Annotated in this window: 15 protein-coding genes, 1 tRNA gene and 1 riboswitch; of the genes, 3 read left to right on the top strand and 13 right to left on the bottom strand. The window is 72.6% G+C overall.

Annotated features, from left to right (window positions below; genetic code table 11):
- Window positions 1-6 precede the first annotated feature (6 nt).
- From ABZY91_RS08915 to ABZY91_RS08960, 10 genes are all read right to left on the bottom strand, one after another.
- Window positions 7-1,038 carry a polyprenyl synthetase family protein gene (locus tag ABZY91_RS08915; protein ID WP_355400955.1) on the bottom strand — a complete coding sequence of 344 codons (1,032 nt, stop codon included), beginning with the start codon at window positions 1,036-1,038 and terminating at the stop codon, window positions 7-9.
- Window positions 1,039-1,250: 212 nt separating this feature from the next.
- Window positions 1,251-2,687: a hydroxysqualene dehydroxylase HpnE gene (hpnE, locus tag ABZY91_RS08920; RefSeq protein ID WP_355400911.1), complete on the bottom strand. Its 1,437-nt coding sequence runs from the start codon at window positions 2,685-2,687 to the stop codon at window positions 1,251-1,253.
- 145 nt (window positions 2,688-2,832) lie between these two features.
- Window positions 2,833-3,690 (bottom strand): presqualene diphosphate synthase HpnD, encoded by an 858-nt coding sequence (hpnD, locus tag ABZY91_RS08925; RefSeq protein ID WP_329880641.1) that lies wholly within the window; start codon window positions 3,688-3,690, stop codon window positions 2,833-2,835.
- Window positions 3,691-3,731: 41 nt separating this feature from the next.
- Window positions 3,732-4,661, bottom strand: a complete 930-nt coding sequence (hpnC, locus tag ABZY91_RS08930) for a squalene synthase HpnC (RefSeq protein WP_329880323.1) — start codon at window positions 4,659-4,661, stop codon at window positions 3,732-3,734.
- Between the two features lie 343 nt (window positions 4,662-5,004).
- Window positions 5,005-5,781 carry an ABC transporter ATP-binding protein gene (locus tag ABZY91_RS08935; RefSeq protein ID WP_329880642.1) on the bottom strand — a complete coding sequence of 259 codons (777 nt, stop codon included), beginning with the start codon at window positions 5,779-5,781 and terminating at the stop codon, window positions 5,005-5,007.
- Window positions 5,782-5,851: 70 nt separating this feature from the next.
- Window positions 5,852-6,787 carry an ABC transporter permease gene (locus ABZY91_RS08940; RefSeq protein WP_329880325.1) on the bottom strand — a complete coding sequence of 312 codons (936 nt, stop codon included), beginning with the start codon at window positions 6,785-6,787 and terminating at the stop codon, window positions 5,852-5,854.
- A gap of 187 nt (window positions 6,788-6,974) precedes the next feature.
- On the bottom strand, window positions 6,975-7,820 hold the full coding sequence (locus ABZY91_RS08945) for a glycosyltransferase (protein ID WP_329880644.1): 846 nt from the start codon (window positions 7,818-7,820) through the stop codon (window positions 6,975-6,977).
- Window positions 7,821-7,933: 113 nt separating this feature from the next.
- Window positions 7,934-8,671: a CDP-alcohol phosphatidyltransferase family protein gene (locus ABZY91_RS08950; RefSeq protein ID WP_329880646.1), complete on the bottom strand. Its 738-nt coding sequence runs from the start codon at window positions 8,669-8,671 to the stop codon at window positions 7,934-7,936.
- Window positions 8,672-8,762: 91 nt separating this feature from the next.
- Window positions 8,763-9,824, bottom strand: a complete 1,062-nt coding sequence (locus ABZY91_RS08955; RefSeq protein WP_355400914.1) for an iron-containing alcohol dehydrogenase family protein — start codon at window positions 9,822-9,824, stop codon at window positions 8,763-8,765.
- A complete protein-coding gene (locus ABZY91_RS08960) occupies window positions 9,812-10,567 on the bottom strand; it encodes a phosphocholine cytidylyltransferase family protein (protein ID WP_355400916.1) in 756 nt (251 codons plus the stop codon). Before ABZY91_RS08960 ends, ABZY91_RS08955 begins: the two co-directional genes overlap by 13 nt.
- A 458-nt stretch (window positions 10,568-11,025) precedes the next feature.
- On the opposite strand from ABZY91_RS08960, the gene idi reads away from it, so the two are divergent.
- Window positions 11,026-11,703 carry an isopentenyl-diphosphate Delta-isomerase gene (idi, locus tag ABZY91_RS08965; protein WP_355400918.1) on the top strand — a complete coding sequence of 226 codons (678 nt, stop codon included), beginning with the start codon at window positions 11,026-11,028 and terminating at the stop codon, window positions 11,701-11,703.
- Window positions 11,704-11,722: 19 nt separating this feature from the next.
- Here the strand turns inward: idi and ABZY91_RS08970 are convergent, their stop codons facing one another.
- Complete coding sequence (locus ABZY91_RS08970; protein WP_355400958.1) at window positions 11,723-12,145, bottom strand: ATP-binding protein; 423 nt, start codon at window positions 12,143-12,145, stop codon at window positions 11,723-11,725.
- A gap of 570 nt (window positions 12,146-12,715) precedes the next feature.
- Between ABZY91_RS08970 and ABZY91_RS08975 the strand changes: the two genes are divergently transcribed.
- Window positions 12,716-12,800 (top strand) — tRNA-Leu (locus ABZY91_RS08975).
- 307 nt (window positions 12,801-13,107) lie between these two features.
- The gene (locus tag ABZY91_RS08980; protein ID WP_329880330.1) at window positions 13,108-14,781 is read left to right on the top strand and encodes an APC family permease; all 1,674 of its coding nucleotides are present in this window, start codon (window positions 13,108-13,110) and stop codon (window positions 14,779-14,781) included.
- A 133-nt stretch (window positions 14,782-14,914) separates the two neighbouring features.
- Here ABZY91_RS08980 and ABZY91_RS08985 read toward each other — a convergent pair whose 3' ends face one another.
- Complete coding sequence (locus tag ABZY91_RS08985; protein ID WP_329948827.1) at window positions 14,915-15,916, bottom strand: class I SAM-dependent methyltransferase; 1,002 nt, start codon at window positions 15,914-15,916, stop codon at window positions 14,915-14,917.
- A 409-nt stretch (window positions 15,917-16,325) separates the two neighbouring features.
- Entirely contained in the window at window positions 16,326-17,783 is a 1,458-nt protein-coding gene (locus ABZY91_RS08990; protein ID WP_329880332.1) for a glycine hydroxymethyltransferase, read from the bottom strand.
- Between the two features lie 21 nt (window positions 17,784-17,804).
- A riboswitch (ZMP/ZTP riboswitch) is annotated at window positions 17,805-17,901 on the bottom strand.
- Window positions 17,902-18,148 lie beyond the last annotated feature (247 nt).

The raw sequence follows: 18,148 nt of genomic DNA on the forward strand, positions 1-18,148 counted from the left end.
GTAACGTCACCTCTCTCGTACCACCACGAATTCGGCGAGTGCGACGAAGTGCTCGCGCACCCCGTCGGGCATGGGCACCTCGTCCAGGGCGGCGAGGGCAGTCGTGTGCTGGCGGCGGGCCTCCTCCCGGGTCCAGTCCCGCCCGCCGGCCTGCTCGATCAGCGCGGCACGGGCGGCCAGCTCGGCCTCGCTCTCCTCGCCGCGCCCCTTGGGGTCGGCGAGCTGCTCGGCCAGTTCGCGCGAGGCGGCGCCGCCCTCGGCGAGCGCGGCGGCGACCGGCAGGGACTTCTTGCGCTGGCGCAGGTCGCCCCAGTGCGGCTTGCCGGTCACCTCGGTGGCACCCCAGATGCCGAGCACGTCGTCCACCGCCTGGAAGGCCAGGCCCAGGTGGTGGCCGTACCGCTGGAGGGCGTCCGAGACCCGGTCGTCGGCGCCGGCCAGGACGGCGCCGATCGCCGAGGCGGCGGCGAGCAGGGCGGCGGTCTTGCCGCCCTCCATCTCCAGGCACTCGGCGACGGTGACGCTGTCCCGCTGCTCGAAGGCGACGTCCATCGCCTGCCCGTCGATGAGCCGACGGGTCGCGGTGGTGAGCAGCCGGACGGCGCGCGCGGCATCGGCGGGGCTCGCGCCGCCCGCGGTCGCGGCGTCGAGCAGCACCTCCGTACCGAGCGTGGCCAGAGCGTCACCGACCAGGATCGCCTGGGCCGGACCGAAGACCGTCCAGGCGGTGGCCCGGTGGCGTCTGGTCTCGTCACCGTCCATCAGATCATCATGGAGCAGGGAGAAGTTGTGCACCAGTTCAACAGCGACACCGCCCGGCACACCGGTCTCCGCCGGAGCCCCCGTGGCCCGGGCGGAGAGCAGTGCCAGGGCGGGGCGGACGGCCTTGCCGCCGTCCCCCGCGGCCGGCGTGCCGTCCCGGTCGATCCAGCCGAAGTGGTACGCCGCGACGGTGTCCATCGGCGCCGCCAGACGGGCGACGGCGGCCCGCAGCGGCGGGGTACAGAGCGTGCGGCTGCGGGCGAGCAGCTCCGGCACCGAGACCGGTTCGGCGTGCGCCGTGCCTCCGACGGCAGTGCCGGTGCGTGACTCCACGTGCGTTCCCTCTCCCTGGTGGTGCCGGGCCGCGTGGGACGGCCGGGCGCTGGCGATGTCGATGCGGCCGGTCGGACCGGTGGGGCCGCCGGAACCTTGGGCGTGACCGCCGGGTCTGGCGGGGTCGCCGGGGTCGCCGCCGAGCGGGCCCCGGGTCACCTGGGCCACCTCCCGTCGCCGCGGTCCGCCGGAAGGCGGTGGCCGTCGGCGGCGAGCACGGCGTCGGCGGCGGCATGGCCGCTGCGCACGGCGCCCTCCATGGTCGCGGGCCAGCCGGTGGCCGTCCACGCGCCGGCCAGCAGCAGGCCGGGGACCCCGGTGCGCGGACCGGGGCGCAGCGCCGCCGTCCCGGGAGCCGGGTCGAAGGTGGCGGTGCGCTCGCGGGTGACGAAGAAGTCCAGCACCTCGGCCCCGCCCGCGGCGGGGAGCAGCCGGGCCAGCTCGGGGAGGTACCGGTCGCGCAGCTCCGCGACCGGCAGGTCGATCTCGTCCTGCACGGCGGACTGCGAGAGCGCCAGGTACTGGGCGCCGGGGTGGGCCCGGCCGAGTTCGGTGCCGGCCAGACCGGAGTGCGCGGTGCGGTCGAAGACCCACTGGACCGGCGAGCCGAGTGCGGCGAAGAACGGCTTGCGCAGCACCTTGCGGTCGTAGACCACGTGCACGTTGAGGATCGGCGCGGTGCCGAACTCCGCCAGCCGGGACTGTCCGGGGATCGCGTCGGGCGGCAGCAGGGCGGCGGCCGTGTCCTGGGCGCCGGCCAGCACCACGGTGTCGGCGGCGAGCGGCTCGCCGTCGCCCTCCAGCCGGACGGCGTGCTGCGGCGCGGCCGGCTTGAGCTCCGCCACGCGGGCGCGCAGCAGGACCTTCACCCCGGCCCGCTCCAGTTCGGCGAGCGCCCGGTCGTGGTGGATCGTGCCGAGCGGGACGGTGGCCGTGCCGATGTCGGAGGCGCCCGGGTCGGACAGCAGCCCGGTCTTGAACACCATCGCGGCCAGGGCCAGCGACACCTGGTCGGCCCGCGCGTTCAGGGTGGCGACGCCGACCAGGTCCCAGAGGGCGGCCAGGGTCCGCTCGTTCTGCCCCTGGCTGCGCAGCCAGTCACCGAAGGAGACGGCGTCGAGCGCCGGGTCGGCGAGGTCCAGCCGCTGGAGCGCGAGCGCGCCGCGGACCACCCGGGCCCGGTCGAGCGGGCCCAGGTGCGGGTACCGGGCCAGGCTGCCGGCCAGGTGCAGCGGGACGGGCAGGGCGGCGCGGCCGAGCCGGCCGAGCGTGCGGACCGGGGCGTCGGCGGGCCCGGAGACGCCCAGCACGGGGACGTCGAGCCGGTCCTGGAGGTGGACCAGCCGGCCGGCGCCGAGCCGGTCCAGCAGGCCCCGGTAGGCGGTGCAGCAGCGCAGGTAGACGTGCTGGCCGTTGTCGACGGTCAGCTCGCCGCGCTGGAAGGAGAAGGCCAGGCCGCCGAGCCGGGGGCGGCCCTCGGCCAGGGTGACCCGGTGGCCGGCCTCGGCCAGCCGCAACGCCACGGTGATGCCGGCCAGACCGCCGCCGACCACCACGGCTGCCGGGCGCGCGGCATCGGCTCGCCCGGTCATCGGCCCTCCCCCTCGTGTCCGACGCGCGGCCCGTTCGTGGCCGGTGCGCCCGTGATCAGTACGGTCGTGCCCAACACAGCGGTCAACACGGCTCTACCCATAAGTGATTCCCCGCTGACACAGCGTGACAGAACTGTGGCAAGAATCAAGAACGCCCCCCGGCGAGCCCGGAAAGCGCGACGTACGCCTTCTCCCAGCCCGGCAGCGAGACCCGGCCGCGCAGGACGGACTCCGGGTCCGCCGCGATCCGGCCGAGCAGCCGGTGGTAGATGCCCGCCATCGCGGCCGTGCACGCCCGGCTGCGGCGGTCGAGCATCGGCAGCAGCCGCAGGCCCTCCTCGAAGGCGGCCTGGGCCCGGGCGGCCTCGAAGGCGATCAGGCCGGTGAAGTCGGCACCGACCGGCGGCCGGGACAGGGCGAAGCCCTCCTGGCAGCCGAACCGGACCAGGTCCTCGGCGGGCAGGTAGGTCCGGCCGTTCAGGGCGTCCTCGCGCAGGTCACGGAGGATGTTGGTGAGCTGGAGCGCCAGGCCGAGGGTGTCCGCGTAGCGGGCCCCGCGCTCGGGGTCGTCGCAGCCGTAGACGCCGAGCGAGAGCCGGCCGATCGCCCCGGCCACGCACCGGCAGTAGACCTTGAGCTCCTCGTACGTCTGGTACTCGGCGCCCTTGAGGTCCATCTCGACCCCGTCGATCAGCTCGTCGAAGCCGCCGAGCGGGATCGGGAAGCGCCGCGCGGTGTCCGCCAGGGCCACCTTGATCGGGTCGGTGTCGTCCTCCGCCACCGAGCCGGCCCGGACCTCGTCCAGCAGCTCGCGGGTGCGCAGCAGGGCCTCGGCCTTGCGGTCGGCCGGGAGGTCGCCGTCGCCGATGTCGTCCACCCGGCGCGCCAGCGCGTAGAGGGCCGACATGGCCAGCCGTTTCGGCTCCGGCAGGAGCCGGATCCCGTAGCTGAAGTTGCGGGCCTGCAGCCCGGTCACTGCCTCGCAGTACCGGTACGCCGCCATGACCGGCGCCGACGCCAGTGGTGATGCCGCCACGCGGGCGTTCACCTTCCCTTCGCGAAGATGGCCGCCGCCTTCACTGCGAGGCGGCGCTTGTCAGGCTTCGCCTGCTGGGCGAGTACGTCGTACCCGGCGGCCTCGACGGCCGCCAGGGCCGCGTAGCCGCCGGCGGTGAATCCCGCCAGGAGCAGTCGAAGCCTCCCCCGAACCGTACCCACCAGGGGCGCGCCCCGGTCGAGCAGGGTCCGGGCCCGCTCCGCCTCGAAGGCGATCAGCTCGCGGACCGGGCCGCCGGCGGTCGGCGCGGCGAGGTCGGCCTCGGTCACGCCGAACCGGGCGAGGTCCTCGGCCGGCAGGTAGATCCGCCCGCGGGCGAGGTCCTCGGCGACGTCCTGGATGTGCTCGACGATCTGGAGGCCGCTGCAGACGGCGTCGGAGAGCGCGATCCGTTCGGGGGTGGCGACGTCGGCGAGGGCGAGCACCATGCGGCCCACCGGGTCGGCGGAGAGTGTGCAGTACTCGATCAGGTCCTCGTAGCGGGCGTACCGGGCGGTGGTCTGGTCGACCCGGTTGGCCTCGATCAGCCGGCGGAACGGCTCCGGGGTCAGCCCGTGCCGGTCCAGCAGCGGGACGAGGGAGCGCATCAGGGGGTGCCGCGGGGCCTCGGCGGTCCGGGGGTGCAGGGCGCTCTCGAACGCCCGGTCGAGGTCGTGTTCCAGCCCGTCCAGGAGGGCCAGCCGGAACGCGGTCTCGGCCGGACCGGGCTGCGCCGAACGGGTCACGGCGGCGGGCGGTCCGGCCACCCCGAGCAGTGCGGCGGTGCCGGCCGGGTCGGCGAGGTCGCCGTCGCCGGCGTCGTCCACCAGCCGGGCGAATCCGTAGACGGCCATCAGGTCGTCGCGCCACGCGGCGGGCAGGAAGAACGGGGCGACCGGGAAGTTCTCCGCGCCCGCCTTGTCCAGGGTCGCCCCCACGGGGCTCTCCGCCGGGGCGCCACCGGGGCGGGACTCACTACTGGGCTGGGCCGAAGCCGACACTGCTGTCACTCCCCCGTTCTACACCGCTCCGCTGATCGGCCCGAGTCGGACACGCGTCCGACCACGGGAGTCACGTCCGGCACACCACCCCCGCGCCTACAGCCTGACACCATCGGCCGCGCCGGAGAAGAGCGCCTCGCCCGGCGCACGGGGCGCTCACCCGGGCGGCGGCGGGCCACCCGGGGCACGACGGGCGGATCCGGGGCGCACGAACGGCAGGAGGGCCGGCCCCCGGATCACCTCCGGCGGCCGGCCCTCCCTCACGGTCGGGTGTGCGGTGCTACGGGCGCTCGCCCCGCTCGTAGCAGCCGACGACCAGCTCGGTCGGCCCGTCCATGACCAGCTCGCCGTGCTCGATCCAGATGGTCCGCTCGCAGGTCTCGCGGATCGAGGCGTTGTCGTGGCTGACCAGGAAGACCGTGCCCGCGGCGTCGCGCAGCTCCTTGATCCGCTTCTTGCTGCGCGCCTGGAAGGCCTGGTCACCGGTGGCCAGCGCCTCGTCGATCAGCAGCACGTCGTGGGTCTTGGCCGCGGCGATCGCGAACCGGAGCCGGGCGCCCATGCCGGAGGAGTAGGTGCGCATCGGCAGCGAGATGAAGTCGCCCTTCTCGTTGATGCCCGAGAAGTCGACGATCTCCTGGTAGCGGCTCTTCACGTCGGCCGGCGACATGCCCATCGCCAGGCAGCCGAGGACGACGTTGCGCTCACCGGTGAGCTCGTTCATCAGGGCCGCGTTCACGCCGAGCAGCGAGGGCTGGCCGTTGGTGTAGATGCCGCCGTGCTCGGTCGGCAGCAGGCCCGCGATGGCCGCCAGCATGGTGGACTTGCCGGAGCCGTTGGAGCCGATCAGGCCGATCGCCTCGCCCTTGTACGCGGTGAAGCTGATGCCGCGCACGGCGTGCACCTCGCGCACGCCGGCGGAGCGCTTGCGGCTGATGATCCGGCTCAGCGCGGACGTCGCGCTGCCCTTGCCGGAACCGGCGCCGTGCACCCGGTAGACGATGTGGACGTCGTCGACGACGACGGTGGGCTCGCGGGCCACGTCGGCGTCGAAGATCGGACGGGTCTTGGGCAGGTCGTTCTTGCCCAGTGCGCCCTTGCCCGGCGCGCTCTTGCGCAGGTCGGTGTCAGCCACGGCCGTACTCCTCCTCGGCCTTCCAGAAGAAGACGTATCCGATGACCAGCATGCCGACACCCCAGGCGATGCCGTACTTCCACTGGTGCGGCGGGAACTCCAGGAACACCGCTTCGTGCTTGTTGTAGATGACCGGCGCCAGCGCGTGGCGGACCAGGTCGATGTAGACGGAGGCGGGGTTGATCTCCATCACCGTCTGCCAGAACGGCGGCCATTCCTTGATCTTGTCCTGGATGCTGTACATGACGCCGGACAGGAACAGCCAGGCGCGCATCGCGAACGGGATCAGCTGGGAGATGTCGCTGGTCCTGGCGCCGATCCGGGCGAAGATCAGGGCGACACCGGTGTTGAACATCGACTGCAGCAGCAGGGCGGGGATCACCAGCACCCAGGTGCGGCCGGGCGAGACGCCGCTCGCCAGCACCACGACGAACAGCACGACCATCGAGATCATCAGCTGCTGGAGCTGGATCAGGGTGAACGAGATGGGCATCGAGGCGCGCGGGAAGTGCAGCGCCCGGATCAGCCCGAGGTTGTCCGCGATCGCCCGGGTGCCGGACTGCACCGCGTTCTGCGTGAACTGGAAGATGAAGACGCCGATGCAGAGCCACGGCACGTAGTACGGGTTGTCGTCCTTGTTGGCCAGGATCTCGCCGAACACCAGGTAGAACACCGCGCAGTTGAGCAGCGGCGTCACGACCTGCCAGACCTGCCCGAGCTTGGCGTCGGTGTACTGGGCCACCAGACGCGCGGTGGCGAAGGCCCAGATGAAGTGGCGCCGGGCCCAGAGCTGCTTGGAGTACGCGAACAGGCCGGGCCGTCTGCCGCTGACCGTCAGGCCGTACTTGTCCGCCAGCTGCTTGGGGGTCAGGCCCGTGTCCGCCCCCCTAGGGGCTGAGAGGCTGACGGGTTCACTCACTGTCGACACATTCGTCCTTCGCGCGGGATCGGGTCGGGGCGAGCCGGTCGGCGGGGGGTCCGCCGGCCTTCCGCCGAGGGGGATCCACTCGGATCTCGGGGGGAGTCCGGCCGGTGCGTGACACCGGCCGCGGCGATCGGCCTGCCGTACAGCTGTACGACCATCCGATCCGTCTACCGTACGGTCATCGGACAGATCAGATGACCGGGGGTCGGCCCAGCCTGGTCAGTCGCCAAACGGTACGCCATCGCATGGGCCGCCGCGTACCGCAGGGTTCGCGCCAGCCCGCCCGGAACCCGCCGAGCCAGGCCTTCAGCGCCTCGGGGGAGGGGCGGCGGGCCACGGTCAGCAGGAACCAGGTTCCCAGATAGAGAGGCACCAACAGGCCCGGAAGGTTCCGTCTCGCGAGCCAAACCCTGTTCCGGGCCACGTTGTGGAAGTAGGAGGCGTGCCGCGCGGGCGAGGTGGTGGGGTGGTGCAGCACCACGTCGGCCCGGTAGTCGATGGCCCAGCCGGCGTCCACCGCACGCCAGGCGAGGTCGGTCTCCTCGTGGGCGTAGAAGAACTCGGCGGGCAGCTGGCCCGCCTTGTCGAAGACCGCGCAGCGCACCGCGCTGGCACCGCCCAGGAAGGTGGTCACCCGGGACGAGCGCAGCGGGTCGCTGGCGCGCAGCCGGGGCACGTGCCGGCGCTGGGTGACGCCGGTGTCCGGGTCGGCGATCCGGAAGCTCACGATGCCGAGCTCCGGGTCACCGGTGAAGGCCTCGCGCAGCAGGCGGGCCGAGTCGGTGCCGGGCAGCCGGCCGTCGTCGTCCAGGAACAGCACCGCGTCGACGTCCCGGCCGTTGCGGCCGAAGAGCTCGATGCCGACGTTGCGGCCGCCCGGGATGCCGAGGTTCTCCGGCAGCTCGACGGAGCGCACGCCCGCGGGGAGCGGGGGCAGCGGGGCGCCGTTGGCGACCACGGCCAGCTCGACGGCCGGGCCCTGCTGGGCGCGGACCGACTCGATCAGGGCGTTCAGTTCGGCCGGGCGGTTGCCCATGGTGATGATGACCGCACCGAGCCGGAAGGCGTCCGCGGCGCTCGCGCCGGGGCCCTCCGGGGCGCCCTGGACGTCGCGGGTGTTCGGGGTGTCCCGGTCCACGTTCACGGCGCTCACCGGAGCCTGTTCGACAGGACGATGCTGAGCAGGTGCAGCACGGTCTGCAGCATGGCGATCGAGGCCAGCACGACGACCGCGAGCCGGGTGAAGAAGAGCCCGCCGTGGACGGCGTCCGCGACACCCGCGGCGAGGATGAACAGCGAGGCCTCGACCGCGCCCACCAGCCGGTGGAACTTCAGGAGGGAGGCGGCCCGGCGGGCCTTGGCGACACCGGACGAGCGCGGCACCGCGGCGCTGTCCTCGACCGCCGTCAGGCCGCTGCGGGCCCGGGCCACGTCGACCAGGTCGGTCTCCGACTTGATCAGGATCGCGCCGAGCGCCGCCAGCGTGCCGAGGAACGCCCACTCCCAGTGCGAGGCCGGGCCCTCCCGGTGCAGCAGGTCGGTGCCGCGCAGGCCGAGGCCCGTCAGCAGGGCGGCCTCGGACATGTAGTGGCCGACCCGGTCCAGGTAGACGCCGGTGAGCGAGGTCTGCCGGCGCCAGCGGGCCACCTCGCCGTCCACGCAGTCCAGCAGCAGGTAGACCTGGATGAGCACGGCGGCCAGCACCGCGCCGGCCAGCCCCGGGAGGACCAGCGCGGCACCGGCGAGGACGCCCGTGAGCATCATCAGGTAGGTCAGCCCGTTGGGCGTGATCGCCGTCACGGTGGAGAGCACGCGGGTGATCCGCAGCGAGATGCTCCGCATGTAGAGCCGGCCGGCCCAGTGCTCCGCGCTGCGGCGCTGGAGCATGCCCTCCGGGTGGATCACCGCGCGCAGCTCCTCGATCGAGGGGCGGCGGGTCAGGTCCACCGGCGGCGGCGTGGACCCGGCGGCGGAGCGGTCAGCTGTTGACGGCTTGGACATAGTCGGCGTACGCGTCCCTGATTGCGGAAGGGGAGAGGTCGAGGTGCTCAAGGATGGTGAAGCGGCCCGGGCGGGTGTTCGGAGCGTAGTGCACCGCTTCGGTGAACTCCGCCTCGGTGAAGCCGATCTGAGCGGCGGTCACCGGCAGTCCGTGGTGCGCCAGGCGCTCCACGATCAGACCGGTCAGCTCGCGCTCGCCCCGCAGGAAGCTGGCGAAGGCGGCGCCGAGGCCGACCTGCTCGCCGTGCTGGGCGGACCGCTTGGGATACAGCACGTCCAGGGCATGCGAGATCTCGTGGCAGGCGCCCGACGAGGGCCGGGTACTGCCGGCGATGTTCATCGCGATGCCGGACAGTACCAGTGCCTCGGCCAGCGCGGTGAGGAGGTCCTGATCCTGGAGGTTTCCTGGGTGCCGCAGCAGGTTCTCACCGGCCGAGCGGGCCATCGCGACGGCCAGTCCGTCGACCGGCTCACCGGTCTCGACGTGCGACAGCTCCCAGTCGGCGCAGGCCGAGATGTTGGAGACGACGTCGCCGATGCCGGCCGCGACGAACCGTGGCGGGGCGTCCCGGATCACGTCCAGGTCGATCACGATGCCGATCGGGCTGGGCACCCCGTAGGAGCCCCGCCCGGCGTCGTTGTCGAGGGTGGAGACGGGCGAGCAGATGCCGTCGTGGGCCAGGTTGGTGGGGACCGAGACCAGCGGCAGGCCGACCCGGGCCGCGGCGTACTTGGCGGCGTCGATGATCTTGCCACCGCCCAGGGCCACGATGGTGTCGTAGTGACCGCCGCGCATCGCGTCCGCCAGCCGCACCGCACTGTCGATGCTGCCGTCGTCGACGTGGTACCAGTCGGCACCGGGCAGCGCCGGCTCCAGCCGGGTGCGCAGCACCGTGCCCGAGCCGTTGCTGATCGCCACCGCGATCCGGCCCGAGGCGGAGAGGCGCTGGTCGGCGAGGATGCCGCCGAGCGCACCGAGCGCACCCGGGCGGATCTCGACGAAGACCGGCGACGGCACCAGCCGGGTCAGTACTGGCACGCGATCTCCCGCGCCTTGGCCAGGTCGTCGTGGTTGTCGACCTCGACCCAGGACACGTCGCCGATCGGCTGGACGTCGATCCGCAGGCCGCGGTCGACCATCTCCTGGTAGCCGTCCTCGTAGTAGAGCTGCGGGTCGCGCTCGTAGGTGGCGCGCAGCGCGTCGGTGAGGTCGGCGGCGGCGGCCGGGTTGATGACGGTGACGCCGATGTACTCACCGGTGGCCTCGGCCGGGTCCATCAGCTTGGTGATCCGGCGCACGCCGGTGGCCGGGTCGACGACGACCTTCATCTCCTCGTCGGCGAGCTTCTTCACCGTGTCGAGGGCGAGCAGGATGCCCGGGGCGCGGCCCTCGGCGGTCAGCCGCTCGTTGCCCTCCAGCATGGTGCGCTGCACCGAGACCGGGTGGACGGTGTCGCCGTTGGCGAGCAGCAGGCCCTCGGCGAAGAGGTCGCGGGCGCACCAGAGCGAGTAGGCGTTGTTCCACTCCTCGGCCTTGTCGTTCTCGACCAGGGTGAGCCTGACGCCGTACTTCCGCTCCAGGTCCGCCTTGCGGTCGAGGACCGCCTCCTTGCGGTAGCCGACGACGATCGCGGCGTCGCGCAGGCCGATCTCGGCGAAGTTCCCGAGGGTGAGGTCCAGGACGGTCCGCTCCCCGTCGACCGGAACCAGTGCCTTCGGCAGGGTGTCGGTGTACGGGCGCAGCCGGCGGCCGGCGCCGGCTGCCAGAACGAGGCCGATCATGCGGTTCTCCTGATCCGTCGTGCTGTGCGCTGCCGCGCCGGTTACCGGTCCGCGGGACGGCGGGGCCGGCCCCTTCGGGTGGCGCGCCCGGGGCCGCCGAGGTGCGGCCGCCGTGTCCTATGTGATGGTAGGCGACCGCGACGACCAGCCCGAACGCGGCCGGGGGGCTGTGCGGCACGGTGCGCGGGTGCCGCGCGGGACGCGGTGAAGAAGGGGTGACGCCCAGGTGCGCGTTCCCGTACGGCCGGGCCACCTGATCGAACGAGAGTCGAACAGGTTCCGAACGACTCTGCTATTCCCATGCCCTCAGGCGGCCCGGAACGGGTCGGGGGCGGTCCTGATCCGGCCGGTTGTGCGTGGGACCCCCTTGGGAGTGCCACCCGTACGGCAGACTTGACCGCGACGCCACCGGTGCCGTGGTTGCTCCCATTGCTCCCGAAGCTTCCGAAAGAGGCCTCATGCCCCAGAGTCTGCCGACCGATCCGACGCGCTTCGCCTCGGACACCACGGAGATCGGGACCGGTCTCGACACCGGCCTCGACACCGGTCTCGATGTGGAGACCGACGTGGCGACCGGCGCGGAGGCCGTCGGTGCCCCCGCCGAGATCCTGCTGGAGCTGGTCGACGACGAAGGCGTGACCATCGGCACCGCCGAGAAGCTCTGGGCCCACCAGGAGCCGGGACGGCTGCACCGCGCGTTCTCGGTGTTCCTCTTCGACCGCCAGGGCCGGCTGCTGCTCCAGCGCCGGGCCCTCGGCAAGTACCACTCCCCCGGCGTCTGGTCGAACACCTGCTGCGGCCACCCGTACCCCGACGAGCCGCCGTTCGTGGCCGCCGCCCGGCGGACCGCGGAGGAGCTGGGGGTCGCCCCGGCACTGCTCTGCGAGGCGGGCACGGTCCGCTACGACCTGCCGGACGAGGCGTCCGGGCTGATCGAGCGCGAGTGGAACCACCTGTTCGTCGGCCTGGTCACCGAGCCGGTCCGGCCGAACCCCGACGAGGTGGACGACTACGCCTTCGTCACCGCCGCGGAGCTGCGCGAGCTGGAGGCGGACCGGCCGTTCTCGGTGTGGTTCCGGACCGTCTTCGAGGCCGCGCTGCCGGGGATCCGGGAGATCGCCGGGAACGACTGGTAGGACGGACGCCCGGCCCGCCTCAGCGCTCCGGGTCCCTCCGGGGGAGCGGCAGCGAGGCCCAGATCACCTTGCCGCCCTCCCCCGCCTGCTCGACGTCGCACACCCCGCCGGCCTGCAGCGTGATGCTCTTCACCAGCAGCAGGCCGCGCCCGCCGGTCCGGCCGGTGTCGGTCTCCAGCGCCTTCGGCCGGTACGGGTCGCCGTCCTCGACGGAGACCCGCACCCAGCCGTCCTGGACGGCCAGTTCGGTGGTGACCTCCGGTGACAGTTCCGCGGCGTGCGTCACCGCGTTGCCGACCAGCTCGGAGACGATCAGCAGGACGTCGTCCACCAGCTCCTGGTAGCGGATCTCCGCCATGCCCTGGGCCAGCAGCCGGTCCCGCACCGCGTGCCGGGTCCGCGGCACCGAGGCCTGCTCGGCCGGCACGGTGAACCGCCACACCCCCTCGGCGGGCCCGTCCTGGGCCCGGGCCTTCGCCGCCGCCCCGGCCCGCGCCGCCGTGGCCGCTCCCGCCTGCGCCACGGCGGCGAGGACCGCTCCGGCCTCCAGGATCGCGGTGGCGAGCACCGCGCCGGTGTCCCGGACCGTCCCGGCCGCGCAGGCCGGCCCGCTCCCGGCATCGGCCGCCGCGGTCTCCACCTCCGGCCCGGCCCCTGTCTCTTCCTCGCTGGTCTGCTCCACGTCCAGCCGCCCTTCGTCCGCGACCCCGGGAATCAGGCGTTCCGCTCATGGCGCCCTCGATCCACAGAGGCTAGGAGAGCCGCCCCCGGGACCGGGGCACCGTCGACAACTTGCCCGTGTCGGATCGCTCCAGCCCGCTTCCGACCGTTCGCCACCCCTGAACCGACCGTTTACCGCCCTCGAACCACCGCTTCGCGCACATCCGCGACCCGTCCCCGTCACCCCGCCCATCCCCACCGGGGAAACGCAGGTGAGAAGCACTCCGGGAGCCTGGTAATGTTCTCTCTGTCGCCGAGGGGGCGCCGAGAAAGCCCCCGAAGCACACACCCTGTCCGGGTGGCGGAATGGCAGACGCGCTAGCTTGAGGTGCTAGTGCCCTTTATCGGGCGTGGGGGTTCAAGTCCCCCCTCGGACACCGTGAATTCCCCCGGGGAACTCGAAAGAGTTCCCCGGGGGAATTTCTTTTTTCCGGGTGCGTTTACGGCCCGGACTTCCGGCCCACGTTTCCGGCCCGGATTTCCGGCTGCCCGTCCCGCCGGGACCCCCGCCGGAAGCCCGGTGCGACCCCCGCCGAATGTCCGACGACCGGACACGGGACGGCAACGATCGGACGATTTGCGGTAAATCTGAGGCCGATCTGAGGTTTGGTCCGATTTCGCCCCATAAGCTGCTGTCCGTTTGTGCGTATACCCGATGAGCAGATGAGACAGAGGACCGATACGTTGAGTGAGCGCGAGTCGACGACGGCATCCCATCAGAACTACCGCCGCTCGCTCGGCACCATCAGCCTCACAGCCGTCGGGCTGGGGTCGATCATCGGCTCGGGCTGGCTGTTCGGCGCCGAGCGGGCCGCCCGGCTGGCCGGGCCGGCGTCGATCGTCGCGTGGGTGATCGGAGCCGCCGTCGCGCTGACCATCGCCCTCACCTACAGCGAGCTCGGGTCGATGTTCCCCAAGGCCGGCGGAATGGTGCGGTACGGGCAGTACTCGCACGGCTCGCTGGCCGGCTACCTGGCCGCCTGGGCGAACTGGATCGCCATCGTCTCGGTCATACCCGGCGAGGCGACCGCTTCGGTGCAGTACATGAGCTCCTGGGACTTCGGCTGGGCGAAGGACCTGTACGACGGGAAGGAACTCTCCCTCAGCGGTGTGGCGCTCGCGAGCGTCCTGCTGGTCGGCTACTTCGCCCTGAACTGGTTCGCCATCACGCTGTTCGCCAAGACCAACACGGCGATCACCGTCTTCAAGGTCGTCGTCCCGACACTCACCGCCGGTGCGCTCCTGCTCGCCCACTTCGACACCGCGCACTTCACCGACCACGGCGGCTTCGCGCCGAACGGCTGGAGCGCCGTGTTCACGGCGGTGGCCGTCTCCGGCATCGTCTGGGCGTTCAACGGCTTCCAGTCCCCGCTCAACCTCGCCGGCGAGGCCCGCAACCCCGGCAAGTCGCTGCCCAAGGCCGTGATCGGCTCGATCCTGATCGCCCTGGTCATCTACGTCGCCCTGCAGATCGCCTTCCTCGGCGCCATCCCGTCGGCGGACCTGGCGAACGGCTGGAGCAACCTCGGCTACACCTCGCCGCTGGCCGACCTGGCCATCGCCTGGGGCCTCAACTGGCTCGCGCTGCTGCTGTACGCGGACGCCTTCGTCTCCCCCAGCGGCACCGGCATGATCTACGCCGCCACCACCTCGCGGATGATCCACGGCGTCCAGGAGAACGGCCACCTGCCGTCCCTGTTCGGGCGGGTGGACCGCAGGACCGGCATCCCCCGCCCGGCGCTGGTGCTCAACCTCGTGGTCGCCTTCGCCTTCCTCGCGGTCTTCCGCGGCTGGGGCTCGCTCGCCGAGATCGTCTCGGTGGCCACCGTGATCTCCTACGTCACCGGCCCGGTCGCGGTGATGGCGCTGCGCCGCCTGGCCCCCGAGCTGCCCCGCCCCGTCCGGCTGCGCGCCATGCCCGTGATCGCCCCGGTCGCCATGGTCTTCGGCTCGCTGGTGCTCTACTGGGCCCGCTGGCCGCTGACCGGCAAGGTCATCCTGCTGATGGCCGCCGGCCTGCCGATCTGGGCCTGGTACGAGCTGCGCAAGCCGTTCTCCGAGCTGAAGCCGCACCTCAAGGCCGGCGCCTGGATGATCGCCTACCTGTTCGTGATGGCCGGCGTCTCGTGGGCCGGCTCCACCGAGTTCGGCGGCGAGGGCTACCTCCCCGGGGGCTGGGACCTCCTGGTCGTCGCCGCGATCGGCCTGACCTTCTACGCCTGGGGCGTCCGCAGCGCCTGGGCCAACCCCTCCCTCGACGCCGTGAAGCGCGAACTCGCCGCCGAGGCGGAGGCCGGCGGGACCGGGGGAACCGAAGCCGAACCGCCGCACCGAACGGCCCAGCCCTCCCGGGCCTGAGGCACCGGGCGCCGCGGGCCCCCGTGTGCCGCGCGAAAGCGCCGGCCGGGATTCTTTCCGGCCGGCGCTTTCGCGCTCCGTTGTGCGGGGGGCGCCGGGTTCGTCGGTGTGGTCCTGCGGCGGAGTGCGGCGGTCAGCCGCGGCGGGCGCGGCGGATGGCGGAGGTGACGACCGGCGGGAGGAGGTCGCCCGCGACGCGCTTGGCCACGTTGGCCGGGCGGCGGCGTTCGGCGGCGAGGGCCCGGCGTTCGGTCAGGTCCAGCACGGCCGCCCGGCGCTCCAGTTCCGCCTCGTGGAGGGCCTGGTGCGCGGCCCGTTCGGCCTCGCGGCGTTCGGCCTCGACGGTGAGTCGGGCGTGGTGGCGCGAGACCGGGGACGGGGCGGCGCCCTCCGCGCTGCCGCCTATCCGCACCAGCCGGTGCCCGGCGAGCGCCTCGCTGGTGATGGCGCAGTGCGGGAGGGTGCCGCGCCGGGCGAGCAGGTCGAGCCGGGCGGGCTCCGGGTCGCCCCAGGTGCCGTAGAACTTGCTGTCGGTGAGCACGATCGGCTTGAGGCCGTGGTTGAACAGGGCCTCCCAGGTGGCGGCCGCGACGCCGGGGGTGTGCGCCGAGCGGTAGTCGTCGACGGCCACCACCCCGTGCGGGGCCAGCGCCGTGCGGGCCACGTCGAGGTCGGAGGCCGCGTGCTCGTAGAGGTGCGAGGCGTCGATGTGGACGAAGCGGAAGGTGCCGGCCGGGAGGCGGCCGCCGGCCAGCACGGAGGTGGACGCCTGGACGATCTCCGGCAGCCTGTCGTGGAAGGACAGGTAGTTGGTCTCGAACGCGGTCCGGGTGAGCGACCGCCGGTAGGACATGTCCATCTCGGCGGCGTTCTCGACGTCCGGGGCGTCCGAATCGAAGAGGTCACAGACCGTGAACGTCTCGCCGGGTTGCAGGTGGGAGCCGATCACGATCGCGCTGCGCCCCAGGTAGGCGCCCATTTCCAGCAGGTCGCCGGTGAGACCTGCGGCTTCCTGCCGGCCGAGGAACCACTCGAAGAGATGACGGTCATGGTCCCAGAACCAGCCGGGGACGTCGTCGAGCACGGCGGGCTCGGTGAGCGGGTGCTGCTCGGTGCCGAGTGCGGTGTCGGTCACGAGGTGGCTCCTTACACGGTACGACCGACCGTCGGCCGCGCTCCCCGTCTCCGGGCGCGCTGCTGCCGGTCGGTGACGGGTCTCCGCCGGTTCACCGCCCGGGACGGACGGCGGACCGGGCGCGCGAACGCGGCTCAACCTGCCGCAAACGGTAGCCCCGGTACCCGAGCTCGCTGCAATCTACCGGTCACCGAACGGAGTTGGAGAGAGCCCGGAGCAAAGTATTTCGCCGCCCGGCGATTCTGTGGAAGGACCTGATCGGAGATGTTCGGGGGGCGGAGGAGCGTTCATCCATACTGCCGTCCAGGTGTCCGATTGTCATCATCACGGAGATGATCTCCGCCCACGGCGCCAGGGGCGGGGTGCGGCGGCGGGGTGCGGGGGTCGCCCCCGCACCCCGCGGGGGCGACTACGCCAGGTCGACGCCCGGGTAGAGCGGGAAGCCGGCGAGGAGGTCGGCGGCGCGCTTGGCGATGCCGTCGGCGACGGCGGGGTCCAGGACGTACTGGGCCTTGGAGGGGGCGCCCGCGGCGGTGGTGGCCGGGGTGGTCGACCGCAGCACGGTGTCGATCAGGGCGGCGATCTCGTCCATCTCGGCGACACCCAGGCCGCGCGTGGTGAGCGCGGGCGTGCCGATCCGGACGCCGGAGGTGTACCACGCGCCGTTCGGGTCCTGCGGGACGGAGTTGCGGTTGGTGACGATGCCGGAGTCGAGGAGCGCCGCCTCGGCCTGGCGGCCCGTCAGGCCGTGGCCGGAGACGTCGGCGAGGACGAGGTGGTTGTCGGTGCCACCGGTGACCAGCGTGCCGCCGCGCCGCAGCAGGCCCTCGGCGAGGGCCTGGGCGTTGTCGACGACCTGGCGGGCGTAGGTCCGGAACTCCGGGCGGCGGGCCTCGGCGAACGCGACCGCCTTGGCCGCCATGACGTGCGAGAGCGGGCCGCCGAGGACCAGCGGGCAGCCGCGGTCGACGTGCTCGGCCAGCTCGGCGGTGCAGAGCACCATGCCGCCGCGCGGGCCCCGCAGCGACTTGTGGGTGGTGGTGGTGACGATCTGGGCGTGCGGGACCGGGTCGTGGTCGCCGGTGAGCACCTTGCCCGCGACCAGGCCGGCGAAGTGCGCCATGTCGACCATCAGGGTCGCGCCGACCTCGTCCGCGATCTCGCGCATCACGCGGAAGTTGACCAGCCGCGGGTAGGCGGAGTAGCCCGCCACCAGGATCAGCGGGCGGAACTCGCGGGCGGTGGCGCGCAGCGCGTCGTAGTCGATCAGGCCGGTGACCGGGTCGGTGCCGTAGCTGCGCTGGTCGAACATCTTGCCGGAGATGTTGGGACGGAAGCCGTGGGTGAGGTGACCGCCGGTGTCCAGGGACATGCCGAGCATCCGCTGGTTGCCGAGCTCCTGGCGCAGCAGGGCCCAGTCCTGCTCGGTGAGGTCGTTGACGTTGCGGACCTGGGCCCGCCGGAGGGCGGGGCTCTCCACCCGCTGGGAGAGGACGGCCCAGAACGCGGTCAGGTTGGCGTCGATGCCCGAGTGCGGCTGGACGTAGGCGTGCTCGGCGCCGAACAGGGCGCGGGCGTGCTCGGCGGCGATGCTCTCGACGGTGTCGACGTTGCGGCAGCCCGCGTAGAAACGCCGGCCGACCGTGCCCTCGGCGTACTTGTCGCTGAGCCAGTTGCCCATCGCGAGCAGGACGGCCGGGGAGGCGTAGTTCTCGCTGGCGATGAGCTTGAGCGAGGCGCGCTGGTCGTCGATCTCCTGGCCGATGGCGGCGGCGATCCGCGGTTCGACCTCGCGGACGACGTCGAGGGCCGATCGGAACGCCGTGTTGGCGGAGGGGGTGGCGGCCGTGTGGGGCTGCTGGGCCATGACGGTCTCCTGGAAGGAGGTTCGGGGGGCCCAGGCGCTCGGCGACTTGACGTGATTCGGCACGGGGCCGCTTCCCGATGGTCGATTCCATCCGTGCGCGCCAGTCGCGGCCCGCCGGAATCGTATCAACGCCGCCGCTCCTGTGTCGGAGATCTCAAAATGCGGGACGACAGCGGACATGACATGACTTTTGTCCGCGTATGTCCGTTCTACTGCTACGGCAGTATTGCGGCGGAATGAAGCCGCTGTCATTCCCGCAACAAAGCCGACGACAGGCCCGGGGAATGATTTGCGGAACTCCCTCGGTATCCGATCTGATGGCGCTCGGCGGCCCACCGGGAAACCCCCGGACCGGCCGCCCGGAA

The organism is Kitasatospora sp. NPDC002965 (assembly GCF_040611255.1).
Classification (GTDB): domain Bacteria; phylum Actinomycetota; class Actinomycetes; order Streptomycetales; family Streptomycetaceae; genus Kitasatospora.